General features: G+C 61.3%; 12 protein-coding genes. 3 read left to right on the top strand and 9 right to left on the bottom strand.

The features are described 5' to 3' along the window. The 7 genes from MRX98_RS14695 to priA form a co-directional block, all read right to left on the bottom strand. Positions 1-1,474 (bottom strand): carboxypeptidase regulatory-like domain-containing protein (locus MRX98_RS14695; protein ID WP_246911108.1); only part of this gene is annotated, 1,474 nt, incomplete at its 3' end. An 814-nt stretch (positions 1,475-2,288) separates the two neighbouring features. Continuing rightward, on the bottom strand, positions 2,289-3,989 hold the full coding sequence (locus MRX98_RS14690) for an ABC transporter substrate binding protein (protein ID WP_246911107.1): 1,701 nt from the start codon (positions 3,987-3,989) through the stop codon (positions 2,289-2,291). Further along, positions 3,964-4,620, bottom strand: coding sequence for a ferredoxin--NADP reductase (locus MRX98_RS14685; RefSeq protein ID WP_246911106.1), 657 nt, complete (start codon positions 4,618-4,620; stop codon positions 3,964-3,966). The genes MRX98_RS14690 and MRX98_RS14685 overlap by 26 nt, the downstream gene beginning before the upstream one ends. Positions 4,621-4,641: 21 nt before the next feature. Next, positions 4,642-5,214, bottom strand: a complete 573-nt coding sequence (locus MRX98_RS14680; RefSeq protein ID WP_246911103.1) for a cob(I)yrinic acid a,c-diamide adenosyltransferase — start codon at positions 5,212-5,214, stop codon at positions 4,642-4,644. After that, a complete protein-coding gene (locus tag MRX98_RS14675) occupies positions 5,211-5,351 on the bottom strand; it encodes a rubredoxin-like domain-containing protein (protein ID WP_246911101.1) in 141 nt (46 codons plus the stop codon). The genes MRX98_RS14680 and MRX98_RS14675 overlap by 4 nt, the downstream gene beginning before the upstream one ends. Before the next feature lie 15 nt (positions 5,352-5,366). Then, complete coding sequence (locus tag MRX98_RS14670; RefSeq protein WP_246911100.1) at positions 5,367-5,990, bottom strand: HAD family hydrolase; 624 nt, start codon at positions 5,988-5,990, stop codon at positions 5,367-5,369. A gap of 196 nt (positions 5,991-6,186) precedes the next feature. Next, entirely contained in the window at positions 6,187-8,652 is a 2,466-nt protein-coding gene (gene priA / locus MRX98_RS14665) for a replication restart helicase PriA (protein ID WP_246911098.1), read from the bottom strand. A gap of 149 nt (positions 8,653-8,801) precedes the next feature. Here priA and MRX98_RS14660 point away from each other — a divergent pair, with 149 nt between their 5' ends. Next, on the top strand, positions 8,802-9,107 hold the full coding sequence (locus tag MRX98_RS14660; protein WP_246911095.1) for a hypothetical protein: 306 nt from the start codon (positions 8,802-8,804) through the stop codon (positions 9,105-9,107). 60 nt (positions 9,108-9,167) lie between these two features. On the opposite strand, the gene MRX98_RS14655 is transcribed toward MRX98_RS14660, so the two are convergent. After that, positions 9,168-10,454 carry a citrate synthase gene (locus MRX98_RS14655; protein ID WP_246911094.1) on the bottom strand — a complete coding sequence of 429 codons (1,287 nt, stop codon included), beginning with the start codon at positions 10,452-10,454 and terminating at the stop codon, positions 9,168-9,170. Between the two features lie 43 nt (positions 10,455-10,497). On the opposite strand from MRX98_RS14655, the gene MRX98_RS14650 reads away from it, so the two are divergent. Next, positions 10,498-10,752, top strand: a complete 255-nt coding sequence (locus MRX98_RS14650; RefSeq protein WP_246911089.1) for a hypothetical protein — start codon at positions 10,498-10,500, stop codon at positions 10,750-10,752. 10 nt (positions 10,753-10,762) lie between these two features. Then, on the top strand, positions 10,763-11,575 hold the full coding sequence (locus tag MRX98_RS14645; protein ID WP_246911087.1) for a hypothetical protein: 813 nt from the start codon (positions 10,763-10,765) through the stop codon (positions 11,573-11,575). Between the two features lie 72 nt (positions 11,576-11,647). On the opposite strand, the gene gtfA is transcribed toward MRX98_RS14645, so the two are convergent. Continuing rightward, positions 11,648-13,096, bottom strand: coding sequence for a sucrose phosphorylase (gtfA, locus tag MRX98_RS14640; RefSeq protein ID WP_246911085.1), 1,449 nt, complete (start codon positions 13,094-13,096; stop codon positions 11,648-11,650).

Here is a 13,096-nt window from a genome sequence, read left to right as displayed (position 1 = left end):
CAGACGTCGACGCCTGGACGGTGACACCGGCCAGCGGAAGGCCGTTCTCACGCTCCGTTATCACCCCTTCCAAGGATACGCCCTGTGGGACAAACTGTTGCAGCGATGGGGAGAACAGCAGCGTTTGGCCCGCAAGAAGTTCGGTCGATGCGGTTACAGTTGCATATCCGGCAGCTTCGACCACAAGTTCGACCGGCCCGGCCGGAATGTCACCGACCTGGTAAAAACCTTGATTGTTGGTCGTTGCCGTCAAATCCGTATCCCGCACCCGAACGACCGCACCGGGAATCGGGGCGGTCGTACGCCGATCCGTTACCTCACCGCGGGCACTGCCGGTGGTGACAGGCAACCCGGTACCCGGATCCTCCGTTCTCCGGGTCATCTGCAACACACCCAAATCGGGCTTTGCGCCCAGGTGCAAGACCGCACTGAAAACCAAGCCGTCATAACCCGAGCCATTGATATCGATTGTGTAAGCGCCGGGAAGTATATTGCGGATTTCAAAATGACCGTCGCCGGCAGATTGCACCGACATGGAAAAAGGACCTTCGATGGCTATCGTCACGCCGACAATCGGCTGACCACTCTCAGCGTCCACTACCTTGCCGGTCAGGGCGACCTCATCCTCAGCGGGCGTTTCGGCCAGGGATAGCGCCTGCAACGCCAGGGCGGTGGTGAATACATCCTCGTTGAAATCTCCCGCCGGCGACTGAAACGCCTTCAGCGCCTGCACGCTTGACGCCAAATCCTGACGATCGGTTGTGTAGCTCAGCAAGGCGATCAATGCCTTCGCACTTGCATTGATATCCTGCCAAAGATGATCTTCGCCCCTTTGGGCAAGAAGATAGGAACCGGCATTTTGCAAAGCATTTTGCACAGCGTACACCTTGCGGTATTGCCAAAGCGCATGCATGGCCCGTGCGGTCAACATGGTGTTGGATGCGTTGTCCAAAAGGGCCCAACTGCCGTCCGGCTGCTGTGCGTTTATCAAATGGCTGACAGCATGACCGGCCCGCTCATCCGCCCTCTTCTCGAGTGACAAGGCCGACAGCGCCCAGGCCGAACTGAGCACATCGGCGCCGTATCCGGCATAGAAACCATACCCGCCGCCGAGCGCCTGGTGGGCTTCCAATACTGTTATCATTTCATTGTTTTGCAGTCCCAACCGGGACCTGTGAACAATTTGTCGCGCAAGGGCCTCGATGGTGTCTTTTTCGCTGGATTGGCCGATAAATTGAAGGGCGGACTGCAGATTCACCGCCTGGTGCTCACCTGCCGAGATGAAAAAGGATAAACACTCGGCGGTGGCCCGGGCGGGTGTCGCGCTCATTTGGTCTGAAAAAAACGCTCCCGCAGGAGCCTGTCTGGATATCAACCAGCTTGCGCCCGTTTGAATGGAGGCATTGACCAACGGCGCCCAAAGGATGACGCCGAAAAAAGCAGCCCAAAAAAACTTTCCAATTGCGTTCTTCATTTTACCTCCATCGTATGTTTCCTTCTTCATCAACCACCATTTCAGCCGTTCTTTACAACGCAACGGCACACGTCCCACCATGGGAATATAAAACGCAGAAGTACCACAGGAGGCAAGGAGTCATCCGCAGTTCAAATTGGGAGTTCAATAACTGCGTCAAATCAAGTTGATAGCGAGTACATGAGGATCATCAGCTGTATTTCCTTCCACCGTGCCCAAACGCCCACCAGACGAGGGCGAACATAGAGCAAACGGGTCCGATGTGCTTCCCTACGGATTGCAGGAAGCATTATCAATTATAATAATGAAAAAAAATTCAGCGAAAACCCGTCCAGGCTCTACCGCCCAACGGCACCCAATGATTTGAAGCCTATTCGAAGCCTAATTGTATTGAAGCCTGACGACGCAACTATCTTATGCAGATAATAAATGCATTCATTCAAGTCAAGGCTTTTTTCAAAAAACCGATCAGGCCTATTGGATCAGCGCTCATAAAAACAGTACGGCCCATGCATGCCGGTGCCCGGATGGGGTTCGGTTTGCTTCAACCAGAAATTTCAGAAGCGAACGAGGAGGTTTTCGAGCGTTTATATCCAATGACTAAGGCGGCCGGAGAGCGGGCCTGAGGGGACGGGGAGTACAGGAGGGACTGGGACGTACGGGGCGTATCGGAATATCGGAGGGGCCGGAGGGACGCACGGAGTTACGTCAGTTGTTCAGTTCTGTGCGCAATTCGACCACCCATGCAATGAAGGAAGGCGCCGAGTACCCCAATTCTGGTTTACGTGTTGTGACATCATATCCTGAAAACGCGCTATGCTTCCACCTGTCGCCCGATGCCTTGGGCCTTGGTGGTGCCGAGGCGTTCGCTGACTTGTTTGAGCAGGTCGGCGGGGGATTGGTTTTTGAGTTGGGCCAGGCCGGTGCTGATGGTGATGCGTACTTCGCCTTGCTCCCAGCGCAGCTGGGAGATCTCGTGTTGGATGCGTTCGGCGGTTTGGCGGCTTTGGTCGATGTCGGTGTGGGGCAGGATGACCAGAAATTCTTCGCCGCCGTAGCGTCCCACCAGATCGATTTCGCGCACGGTGCGCCGGATGGTCTGGCCGACATCGCGCAGGATGGTGTCGCCCAGGGCATAGCCGTGTTCCAGGTTCACGCCTTTGAGCCAGTCGATGTCGCACAGCACGACGGAAAGCGGATGGCCGTAGCGTTGTGCTTTCTTGGCTTCATCGACCAGGCGCTGGTAGGTTTGGCGCCGGTTGGGAAGACCGGTGACGCCGTCCACCAGGGATTGCTTCTTCAATTTCTGATGGACCAGCTGCAATTGGGCCGATCGTTCCCGTACGCGGGTGTCCAGGGCGGCGTTGATCTCCGCCATCTGGCGTTGTCGGCGCTTCTGCCGCATGATGGCCGCGCAAAGCAAAATACTGATGGCGACGGCTGCGCCGGCCAGGTAGAGAAAAACGCGGGCATAGCGCTCCTTGAAATCGGGTGCCGGGTGAAGGACTTCACTGCCGTCTGGAAGCCGGTCGGTCTTCAAATGGAAACGGCGCAGCAGCCGACCATCGAACATGGGATGGTGGGGGTCCGCCGACGGCATTCCGATGTCGCTGATGGATGCGCCGGAGAGAATGCGCAAGGCCATTTGGCCGGCCCGTTCTCCCTGGCGGGCGGCAACGGTCATCATGCCGCCGACCACCCCGCGGTCGAGGAAGAAATCGTAGGCGCCGTAGACCGGCACCGGCGACCAGTGGGTCACCAGTTCGACCGTTTCGGCCGCCGCCAGGTCCTGGACGCTGCGATCGGGATGGAAGGTGGCCAGGTAGATCAGATCGCCGGGGCCGAGGGAGACGAGCCGGGCGGGCAGCTCCGTCCATACCGGGTCGGCCCAGACTTCGATGGCCACTCGCTGCATCAGGGGCTGCAGGACGCGGGAGACCAGTCTGCGGCGCTCGTTGGGGGAGATGCTGCGCGGGTCGATCAATACGATAATGCGACGGATTTCGGGATGCAACGCCAGCATCAGGCGCAAGGTGGCATCGTGTCCGGCAACGGCCGTCACACCCGTCGCCCGCCACCCCATGGCGCCGATGGCGGCGGCCTCGGGTGCAACGGCGCAAAAAATGACCGGCACATCCGCTAGGATGCGGCTGCTTTGCTGTTCCAGGAATTGCAGCGCGCCCTCGCCCACCGCAACCACGACATCGAAATCGGTATTGCCCCACTTGAAAGCCAGCAGATCCGCCAGTTGCGCGAAATCGGAGGTCCGGGTGGTGCGGCCCATGTCCAGGTACTCCATGTGGAGAACGATCTCCCGGGCAAAGGGTGCGAGGACCTCCTGAATGCCCCGGCTGATGCCGTCGCTCCATTCCCAACCCTGGTGATGGGTGTGCAAGACCAGCACTTGCTTGGGCGTGTCGGCCCGGGCGGCTGTGGCAGCGACCAGAAGCAGCAGTAATAGGGCCACCCGGCCCAGGGTCCGCCCGGATTTAGTAAAAGCGTTCGGTATGGACATGGGCGCCTTCATAACGGGAGTCGATGATGGCCAACAGGTCGCGGATCATCTCGCCACGACCGCACAAATAGAAATCATAATCACCCGGTGGCCAGCCGGCGCGCAAACCGTCGCCGACCCGACCCCCAAAGGGGGACGGGCCGTCGTAGTCATCCGGCAGCGGGCCGGAAATGCAGGGCCGATAGCGGCGGCCAGCACGGGCCAACTCCTCCCGGTAGTAAAGTCCGCGGGGGGAGCGCACCCCGTGCAGCAAATCGAACCCTCGCACACCGGCCCGCACAAATGCCACGAAAGGAGCGATGCCCGTTCCGGTGGCCACCCACACCGCCTGTCGCGGGGAGGGGGCGAAGGTGAAAAAACCGAAGGGTGCCGTCACCGCAAAGCGATCCCCCCTCCGGGCGGCGGCCAACTTGGGTGAGAAACGGCCGCCGGGCACCAGGCGCACGCAAAAAGACAGATGGCCGGCGGCCACGGGACCCAGCATCGTATAATCGCGGCGCGCCGCACCGTCCACGAACCCCACCTTCTGGCCGGGCAGATAATCGAAACCGGGTGGGCGGACAAAACGGATTTCGAATGTTTCTTCGCTCAACCAATGCCGCTCGGCAACCTCCAGGGTGAACTCGGTCATGGGTACCTGCCGCCTGTCGGGTTACGGCCGCCAGAGCCGGTCGCCGGTGCCCGCCTGGTGGTTCAGATGGCGGGCCAGAACGAAAAAATAATCGGAGAGCCGATTGATATAGGCGATGATCGTGCCAAGATCATCGGCGGCCGGACCGCCCGACTGCGGCTGCTGCATCAGGTGAACCACCCACCGCTCGGCCCGGCGGCAGACGGTGCGCGCCAGGTGGGCCCAAGCGGCCCGCGGGTGGCCGCCGGGCAGCACGAAGGACCTCAATTCGGGCAGTTGGTTCTGGAGGTGATCGATGGCGGCTTCCAGGGCACGGCAATGGGCATCCGTGACGGGGTGCAACTGAGCGCGGGAGGCCGATTCGGGAGTGGCGGCCAACCAGGCCCCCGCATGCATGAGGTCCGACTGGATTGCCTCCAACTGTTCGCGCAGGCGGTCGTCCTCGGTGCCCAGCGAGGCGGCCAGGGCGCCGATCACCGCATTGAGTTCGTCCACATCGCCATAGGCCTGGATACGGGCGTTGTCCTTGGCCACCCGCTCACCGGAAAGCAGGCCGGTTTTGCCGCGATCACCGGTCTGGGTGTAGATTTTCATCGGGGTGCCTCGGGGGGCGGCTCGGGGGTGTCCAGCGGCTCGAACATGCGCGCCGGCGCCCCGCACACGGGGCAGCGATAGGGCGGTTGCTCGCCGTCATGCAGATAGCCGCAAATCAAACATCGCCAGCGTTTCATCGGTGCGCGACCTCCTCATGGGGCCAGCAGCCGGGGTATCTGCCCCAGGTGCTCGATATGGGCCATGGCGTGGAGCCCGGGATTGCCGAAGGCCACGAAGGGCACCCCCGCCTGGTGGGCGGCGGCGGCATCCAGCTCCGAATCCCCGATGAATACCATTTCCCGGGGGTCGATGGCAAAATGCGCCAACAAAAGCAGCAGTTGTTCCGGGTGGGGCTTGGCGTAAGTGACATCGCTGGCGGTCACCACCTTGTCGAACAATTCGGTCAGGCCATGTTCCTCGAGCACATGGGACATGGTGTTGGTGCGGTTGGTGGCGATGGCCGTCTTGTATGCGGGCCGCAGCGAATTCAGCAACCGGTGCAGGTGGGGCTCCACCACCATGTGGCGGATGAAAGGCCGATAGCTGATTTGGCGCCGGTAGGCCTGCACCTGCTCCAGCAACCGCGGATCGCCGACGATGAAGTTGAGGGCTTCGTCCACGGTGTGCATGTGGGCGTAGGCGAACTGACGATCGGTAAGGGCCGGCAGTGCAAAGCGCTCCATCAGGTGATCATAGTAGGCCCTGTTGGCACGGGACGAATTGAACATCACCCCGTCGCAATCGAAACCGACCACTTTGAAGGTGTTACGGGTCATGGCACTCATTTCCACTCGGTTCTGGGTGATCCCTTCGGCTGACGGCGACACCGACATGCTCTGTATAGGGTGGGGAACGGGGGGATGTCAAGGCGGGGCGGGTGTGATCGAGGATAGGCACCGGGTGCATCGGGACCATGGCGCACGGTAGATCGCGGTGCCGGGGCCGGTTTCATTGTGCAGGCGATGGTGGGCCTCACATCAGAAACACCGGATCCACATCCACGGCGACGCGGATACCGCTTTTGGGCGTGGGGGCGTCGGGGCCGAACAGCAGTTGGTGCACAAAACGGTGCAAAGCAGCGACCCGTGGTCCCTTGATCAACAGCTGCCAGCGGTGGTGGTCGGCGATGCGGGCCAGGGCGGCCTCGATGGGGCCCAGCAAAACCAGCTCGCCGTAGGCGGGGTCCGCTTGCTGCAGGGCGCTGCCCGTTTCGCCCAGCCGGCGGGCGTGGGCGATCACCCCCTTTTGGTCACGGCCGGTGATGCGCACCTGGACCATGCGGGTAAATGGCGGATAGCCCAGCGCCTGGCGAAACTGGATTTCCTGACGATAAAAGGCGTCGTAATCCTGGTCGCGGGCGGCGGTGATGCTGAAGTGCAACGGGTTGTAAGTTTGCAGCACCACGCGACCCGGCCGTTGCCCCCGCCCGGCCCGCCCGGCCACCTGGGCCAGGAGCTGAAAGGTGCGCTCACCGGCACGGAAATCGGGCAGGCTGAGGGAGAGGTCGGCGCAAATGATGCCCACCAGGGTGATGTAGGGATAGTCGTGGCCCTTGGCCACCATCTGGGTGCCCACCAGGATGTCGATCCGGCGCTCCCGCAGCGCCTTGAGAATCTTGACCAGGGCCCCTTTGCGCCGGGTAGTGTCGCGGTCCATGCGCGCCACGCGGGCGGTGGGAAACAGCTCCTGAATCCAGGCGGCCAATTTTTCGGTACCGATGCCCAACCGGTTGATCCGGTTGGACCCGCAGCGGCTGCAGCGCGCCACCGCCGCCTGGCTGAAGCCGCAATAGTGGCATTTGTAAGCGTTGCTTTGCTGGTGGTAGGTCAACGAGATATCGCAGCGGTCGCACTGCACGGCCTGGCCGCAGGCGGCGCAGATCAACGCATTGGCAAAACCGCGCCGGTTGAGAAACAGCAGCACCTGCTCCTTTTGTTCGAGACAGTGTCGGACACCCTCGGTGAGCGCCGCCGTGAGAAAGCGGCGCGAACCCCGCTCCTCGCGCAGATCGGTCAGATCCTGCACAAATATTTCCGGCATCCGGCGCTGATCCACACGCTCGAACAGGTTGATGCGCTCGAATTTGCCGATCTGCGCATTGTAGGCCGACTGCAGCGACGGCGTGGCCGATCCGAGCACGGCCACGGCCTCCGCCTGGCGGGCCCGCACGACGGCCAGATCCCTGGCGTTGTAACGCAGGGCGCCTTCCTGTTTATAGGCGTCGTCATGCTCTTCATCCACAATGATCAGGCCGATCTGCTCGAAGGGCGCGAAGATGGCCGAACGGGCGCCGATGGCGATGGCCACCTCGCCGTTGCGGATGCGCTGCCACTGGTCCAGGCGCTCGCCGTCGGAAAGGCCGCTGTGCAGCAGGGCCACCTGCCGGCCGAAGCGGGCCCGGAATGCCCTCTCGGTCTGGGTGATCAGGGCGATTTCGGGCACCAACACCAGAACGGTGGTGTGCCGCGCCAAGGCTTCGGCGGCCAACCGTAAATAGACCTCGGTTTTGCCGGAGCCTGTCACGCCAACCAGCAAAAAGGTGCGATACCCCTTGCCGATGGCGGCACCCATGCCTTCCAAGGCCCGCTGCTGCTCGGGGGTTGGCGCGGGCGGGTTATCGGGGGTGATGGGCGCACCCAGCGGGTCCCGATAGACCGCACGCCATTCGATGGCCACCTGGCCGTCCGCGGCCATGCGCCGCACCAGGTCGGCCGCCGTGGGGATGTGGGCCTTGAGCGCGCTCACGGCCATGGCCCCCCGCTGCGCCAGCACAGCCAAAAGGGCACGGCGAGGGGCCGACAAACGCTCTTGCGACGCCGGTTCGGTCAAGGGCCGGACGAAACGTTCGGTCTTGGGACGGATGCGCCCACCGCCCAAAGTGTTTTGGCGCGTCACCCAACCCTTTTGTTCCCACTGTTGCAATGCGGTTCTTGAAAAGTCGTCGCCACCCAGGCGTTGAAGCACCGGCAGCCGGCACGCCCCCCGGGAAAGCCGCTCGACGACGGCCCTTTCCCATGGCGTCCGCGCCTGCTCCGGCAACACTTCGCGGCCCTCGTCGGTCAGGGATACCAGTTGCTGGTCGGCCACGTTGATGCCCGTGGGCAACGCCGCTTGCAGCACCTCACCCAAAGGGTGCATGTAGTAGTCGCTGATCCATTGAAAAAACGGCAGCATGGCGGCAGGAAAAAGGGGGTCGGGATCCAGCAGCCCTTCGATTTGCTTGAGGGCCGCTGCCGGAGCGTCGGCCGCAAACCCCAGCACGTAACCGGTTACGCGCCGGCGCCCGAAAGGCACCAGCACTCGCCGGCCGACCGCCACCATTTCGCGCAGGGCAGCCGGCACGGCATAGGTGTAGCGGCCGAAAAGGGGCAGCGCCACGGCCACCTCCACCAACAAGTCGTCCCGCGCTTCAGAAGGGAATGGATCGCGCGCCGTCATCGCTCATACTCGTGCCGTTGCTTGTCAAGCCGAAGGAAATCAAACCGTTGCGGGACCCGCCCAGACCTGATATAGTCGCAGTGGCGACATCGACGGGCCGATCCGCCCTCTGCGCCCACGCCGTAGAAACCCGTAAGAAAGGAATGGCCATGTTCAAGCAGATCAAACAACTCATCGCAGTGGTTACCGTTCTGGCGCTGTTGGCGGTGCCGGGCACCGTCTTGGCGGAAGCGACCCCACAATTCAAGGATCCCCAAGTTGATGCCGGCAGCATGGCGGCCGACGCCCTCGTGGCACGCCCGCTGGGCATCGTGGCCACCGTGGCGGGATTCGGGCTGTTTGTCATCTCGGTGCCCTTTTCCGCGCTGGGCCGCAATGTGGGCGATGCCTGGAACGCCATGGTGGTCTATCCGGCCAAGTTCACCTTCGCCCGCCCCTTGGGCGATTTCGATTAGCCCCGTCCGCCGGCGCGCGGCCCTACAACAGGCAACGACCGCGCAACCGGCCGCCGCGCATCATTGGCCGCGCTGGTCGATGGGCACGTAGTGGGTCTCCGTCGGCCCCTTGTAAATCTGACGCGGCCGACTGATGCGCCATTGGGGATCGTCCATGCTCTCTTTCCACTGGGCGATCCAACCGGGCAACCGACCGATGGCGAACATCACGGTGAACATGTTGGTGGGAATGCCGATGGCCCGCAGCACGATCCCGCTGTAAAAATCGACGTTGGGGTAGAGGTTGTAGTCGATGAAATAAGGATCTTTCAAGGCCACCTCCTCCAACTCCTTGGCGATGTCCAGCAACGGATCCTGAAAATCGAGGGCCGCGAGCAGGTCGTCGCACATTTTTTTCATGATTTTGGCCCGCGGGTCGTAGGTCTTGTAGACCCGATGGCCGAACCCCATCAGGCGGAAGGGATCGTTCTTGTCCTTGGCCCGCTCGACGGCGCGCTTATAGTCCCCCCCATCGCGGTGGATCTGGCTGAGCATCTCCACCACCGCCTGGTTGGCCCCACCGTGCAGGGGTCCCCAAAGTGCCGAAATTCCCGCCGAAATCGCCGCGTACAGGTTGACCCGCCCGCTGCCCACCACCCGCACCGCCGTGGTGGAACAGTTTTGCTCATGATCGGCATGCAGGATCCAGAACACCTCCAACGCACGCACCACCTCGGGCACGAACGCGTACGGCTTGACCGGGGTGTGGAACATCATGTTGAGAAAGTTTTCGCAGTAGGCCAGATCGGGCCGTGGGTAGACCACCGTGTGACCGCGGGAGATCTTGTAGGACATGGCCGCCATGGTGCGCACCTTGGCCAGCAGCCGGGTCACGGTGAAGTTGATCTCCTCTTCGGTGGTTTGCAACTCAGGGTAGAAACTGCGCAGGGCGTTGACCATGGCCGACAAGATGCCCATGGGATGGGAAGCCCGGGGAAAATTCTGGAAAAAGGTTTTCATGTCCTCGTGAACCAGGGAGTGGTCGTTGAGCATGATGGAGAAATTGCGCAATTCCTCCTGGCTGGGCAGGCGGCCGTTGATCAGCAGATAGGATGTCTCCTTGAAAGTGGAATGTTCGGCCAGCTCCTCCACCGGTATGCCCCGGTATCGTAAAATGCCCTTTTCCCCATCCATGAAGGTGATGCTGCTCAGGCAAGCTCCTGTGTTGGCGAATCCCGGATCGTAGGTGATCAGGCCCGTATCGGCGCGCAAACGCAGAATATCGACCCCCCTCTCCTGTTCGGAGCCGACGAGCACCGGCAATTGGTATTGCTTGCCGCGATAGGTCAAAGTAACATAGTCTTCCATAATCCTCCTCCTGCAGTTGGCGACGCGCCCCGTACGGAGCGCAATGGTTGGTCCTCGCCGCGAAACGCAAATCGGTGCCGCACGCGATGCATCCCGGCTCCAGGCCGCCGAAAGGACAAATCGATGTTTGCGTGCGCCCTTGTTGATTCCGGGAGTTGAGAAACGGTTTGCCGAAATGAAGATTCCTATATACAAAATGGTTGAGAAGGGGTCAATCGGGAAAATAATCAATCCGGCCGATGAGCGCGCCGTCATCGGCATCCAATCGGTGGTGCGGAACAATCCACCGGCACATTGAGGGGGTTCGAATGGGTTTCAGGGAAAATCTCATCAAAAAAATGGAAATCGACCGGCTGGCCGAACAGGTGCGCCGTTCGCTGGCGCCCTCCGAAGGACCCCAGCGGATCGATGGCGACGCCATGCGCGCCCTGCTGGAGATGAGCCGTTTCCAGCATCTGCGCGAACGGGATCTGGACCTCTACGTGCTGGAGGACCCCATCGACGGTCCCCTGGTGCTGGTGCTGGACAACGGCCTGGGACTGTACCGCACCGGCGTCGAGGATGTGGCGCTGCGCAAAAGCCCCACCTTGAAGGAGATGGTCAAAATCCGCAACGCAATCAAAATTCTCAACGACAAGGATGTGGTGCTCAGCCGCAAAACCGACACCCTGGACCGGGTGCTAACCGAACTGATCGACGCTTTGGATCTCTCCTTCACCGCCGCCGACATCGAAGCGATGGCGACCGACGGGCAAGCGGCGTTGCGCAACAATTACGGCGAGGGGGTGGTGGAGATCATGGCCTTGTTCTGCGAACTGCTCGGCTTTAAGGAGGCTCCCAAGCCCTTTCAGGTCCCCCACCACCTCGTGTGGGGCGAGTCGCAACCCACGGCGGACGGCCGGCTGCGGATGGCGCCCATCATCCTTTTCGACCGCATGCACAATCGTTTGAAGATGATCACGGCCCTTATCGAAACCCTGGAGAAGGACGGCATGGCGCACTGGCAGCAGGTGGTCAAAGGAGAGGCCAAGGCCGATCTGGAGGGTGCGGCGGTGTTCGACGCCTTGGCGGAGCAGACGCTCTCCCGAGGTAACCCGGCACAGGGGCAAGGGTCTGCCTGACAATGGGCCATGCGCCCCAGGACCTGAAAAGATGCCGTCTCCTGGAGAAATCCGGCGCCGGCATCTTGGTTTTCAGACCTCGAAAGTCGCCATCTCGCGACTGCGGCCGTCGTAGTAAGTGATCCGCGTCGCGTAGGTCCGCAAATCCACATGAGCGGTCGCCTGGTAGGGCGCCAGGGACCAGGTCAGCTTGATTTCGTCGTCCGGCACATCCTCGATCTTGAAATCCCCCTTGAAGGCCGGATAGGTGCTGCGGAACTCCATCAGGCGCAACAGGCGGCGGACCACCGGCTTGCGGATCTCCTCGGCGATCTCCTCCAGGCTGTAATTGTGCCGATTGATGTCACGGCCGTTTTTGGTGCGTTTGACCAGCTCGAAGTCGTTCTCCCCTGCCAAAAGGCCCACGTAGTAAACCTGGGGAATGCCCGGAGCGAAGAACTGGATGGTGCGTGCCGCCAAATAGGAGTCGTCATTGGCCTCCAGGGCGGAGTAGTAGGTGCAATTGACCTGGTAGATATCCAGGTTCTTGTATTCGGAGCCGGAAAAAATCTTGCGGGTATTGGCGCCCTTCTCGTCCAGGCCGTTGAGGGTGCGTTGGATCTCTTCGGCACTCATCAGATCCTCCACGTCCACCACGCCGATACCGTCATGGGTATCCAGGGTGGTCACCTGCCGCAGCGGGCAAATCTCCATCCAATGACGCAGCCGGGCGCTGGTGTGGTGGTACAAAGTGTGGAGCATCAACAGGGGCAGGGCGAAATCGTAGGTCCAGTAGCCGTGGTCCTCGATCTTCTTGTGATAGCGATAATGCTCGTGCACTTCGGGCAGCATTTCGACCCCGAAAGGGGCCACATATTCATTGAGCCATTCGAGGATCTCCCACACTTGGGGTTCGAGGAAGAAGCAGTTGGTGCCCACCTCGACGGTGGTGTAGGCAAAGGCGTCCATGCGGATCATCTTGGCCGACGTGCGGGACAGCCGGATCAGGAAGTTGCGGAACACCTCCTTGGTCTTGGGGGAGGTCAGATCCACATCGATCTGTTCGTAATCGAAGGTGCACCACAACTTCTCCTTGGAACCGTCGGAGCGCTCGATCATCGTGTAAGGGGGACGCGGTTTGCGGGTGTACACCTTGGCCAGCTCCTGCTCGCCGATCTCCCCCGTGGGGCTGAGCTTGTTGAAGGAAAGGAACATGTCGGCGTATTCGGATGCCTCCCCCCGCTTGAAATAATCCTGGAAAAAGACCGACTGCCGCGAGATGTGGTTGACCATGAAGTCGATGATCAGGTCGAAGTCGTGGCCGATCATCTCCACATCGTCCCAAGTGCCGAAGGCCGGATCCACCTCATCGTAGGTCAGCGGAGAAAAACCGCGATCGGCTGATGAAGGATAAAAGGGCAGCAGATGCACCCCGCCGATGGCCCGGGGCAGGTAGCGCCGCAAGGCGTAGTGCAATTCAAGCAGGTTGGCGCCGAAGCTGTCCGGATAGGTAATCAGTTGCACCTTGTTTTGAAGGGTCAT

This window comes from Desulfatitalea alkaliphila (assembly GCF_022968795.1).
GTDB lineage: Bacteria > Desulfobacterota > Desulfobacteria > Desulfobacterales > Desulfosarcinaceae > Desulfatitalea > Desulfatitalea alkaliphila.
This window is presented reverse-complemented; position numbering and strand designations above follow the sequence as displayed.

Bases quoted from the DNA above. Each gene is read 5' to 3' on its own strand.
- MRX98_RS14690 (WP_246911107.1), bottom strand. From the start codon at position 3,989: ATGTCCATACCGAACGCTTTTACTAAATCCGGGCGGACCCTGGGCCGG.
- MRX98_RS14685 (WP_246911106.1), bottom strand. From the start codon at position 4,620: ATGACCGAGTTCACCCTGGAGGTTGCCGAGCGGCATTGGTTGAGCGAA.
- MRX98_RS14680 (WP_246911103.1), bottom strand. From the start codon at position 5,214: ATGAAAATCTACACCCAGACCGGTGATCGCGGCAAAACCGGCCTGCTT.
- MRX98_RS14675 (WP_246911101.1), bottom strand. From the start codon at position 5,351: ATGAAACGCTGGCGATGTTTGATTTGCGGCTATCTGCATGACGGCGAG.
- MRX98_RS14670 (WP_246911100.1), bottom strand. From the start codon at position 5,990: ATGACCCGTAACACCTTCAAAGTGGTCGGTTTCGATTGCGACGGGGTG.
- priA (WP_246911098.1), bottom strand. From the start codon at position 8,652: ATGACGGCGCGCGATCCATTCCCTTCTGAAGCGCGGGACGACTTGTTG.
- MRX98_RS14660 (WP_246911095.1), top strand. From the start codon at position 8,802: ATGTTCAAGCAGATCAAACAACTCATCGCAGTGGTTACCGTTCTGGCG.
- MRX98_RS14655 (WP_246911094.1), bottom strand. From the start codon at position 10,454: ATGGAAGACTATGTTACTTTGACCTATCGCGGCAAGCAATACCAATTG.
- MRX98_RS14650 (WP_246911089.1), top strand. From the start codon at position 10,498: ATGGTTGGTCCTCGCCGCGAAACGCAAATCGGTGCCGCACGCGATGCA.
- MRX98_RS14645 (WP_246911087.1), top strand. From the start codon at position 10,763: ATGGGTTTCAGGGAAAATCTCATCAAAAAAATGGAAATCGACCGGCTG.
- gtfA (WP_246911085.1), bottom strand. From the start codon at position 13,096: ATGACCCTTCAAAACAAGGTGCAACTGATTACCTATCCGGACAGCTTC.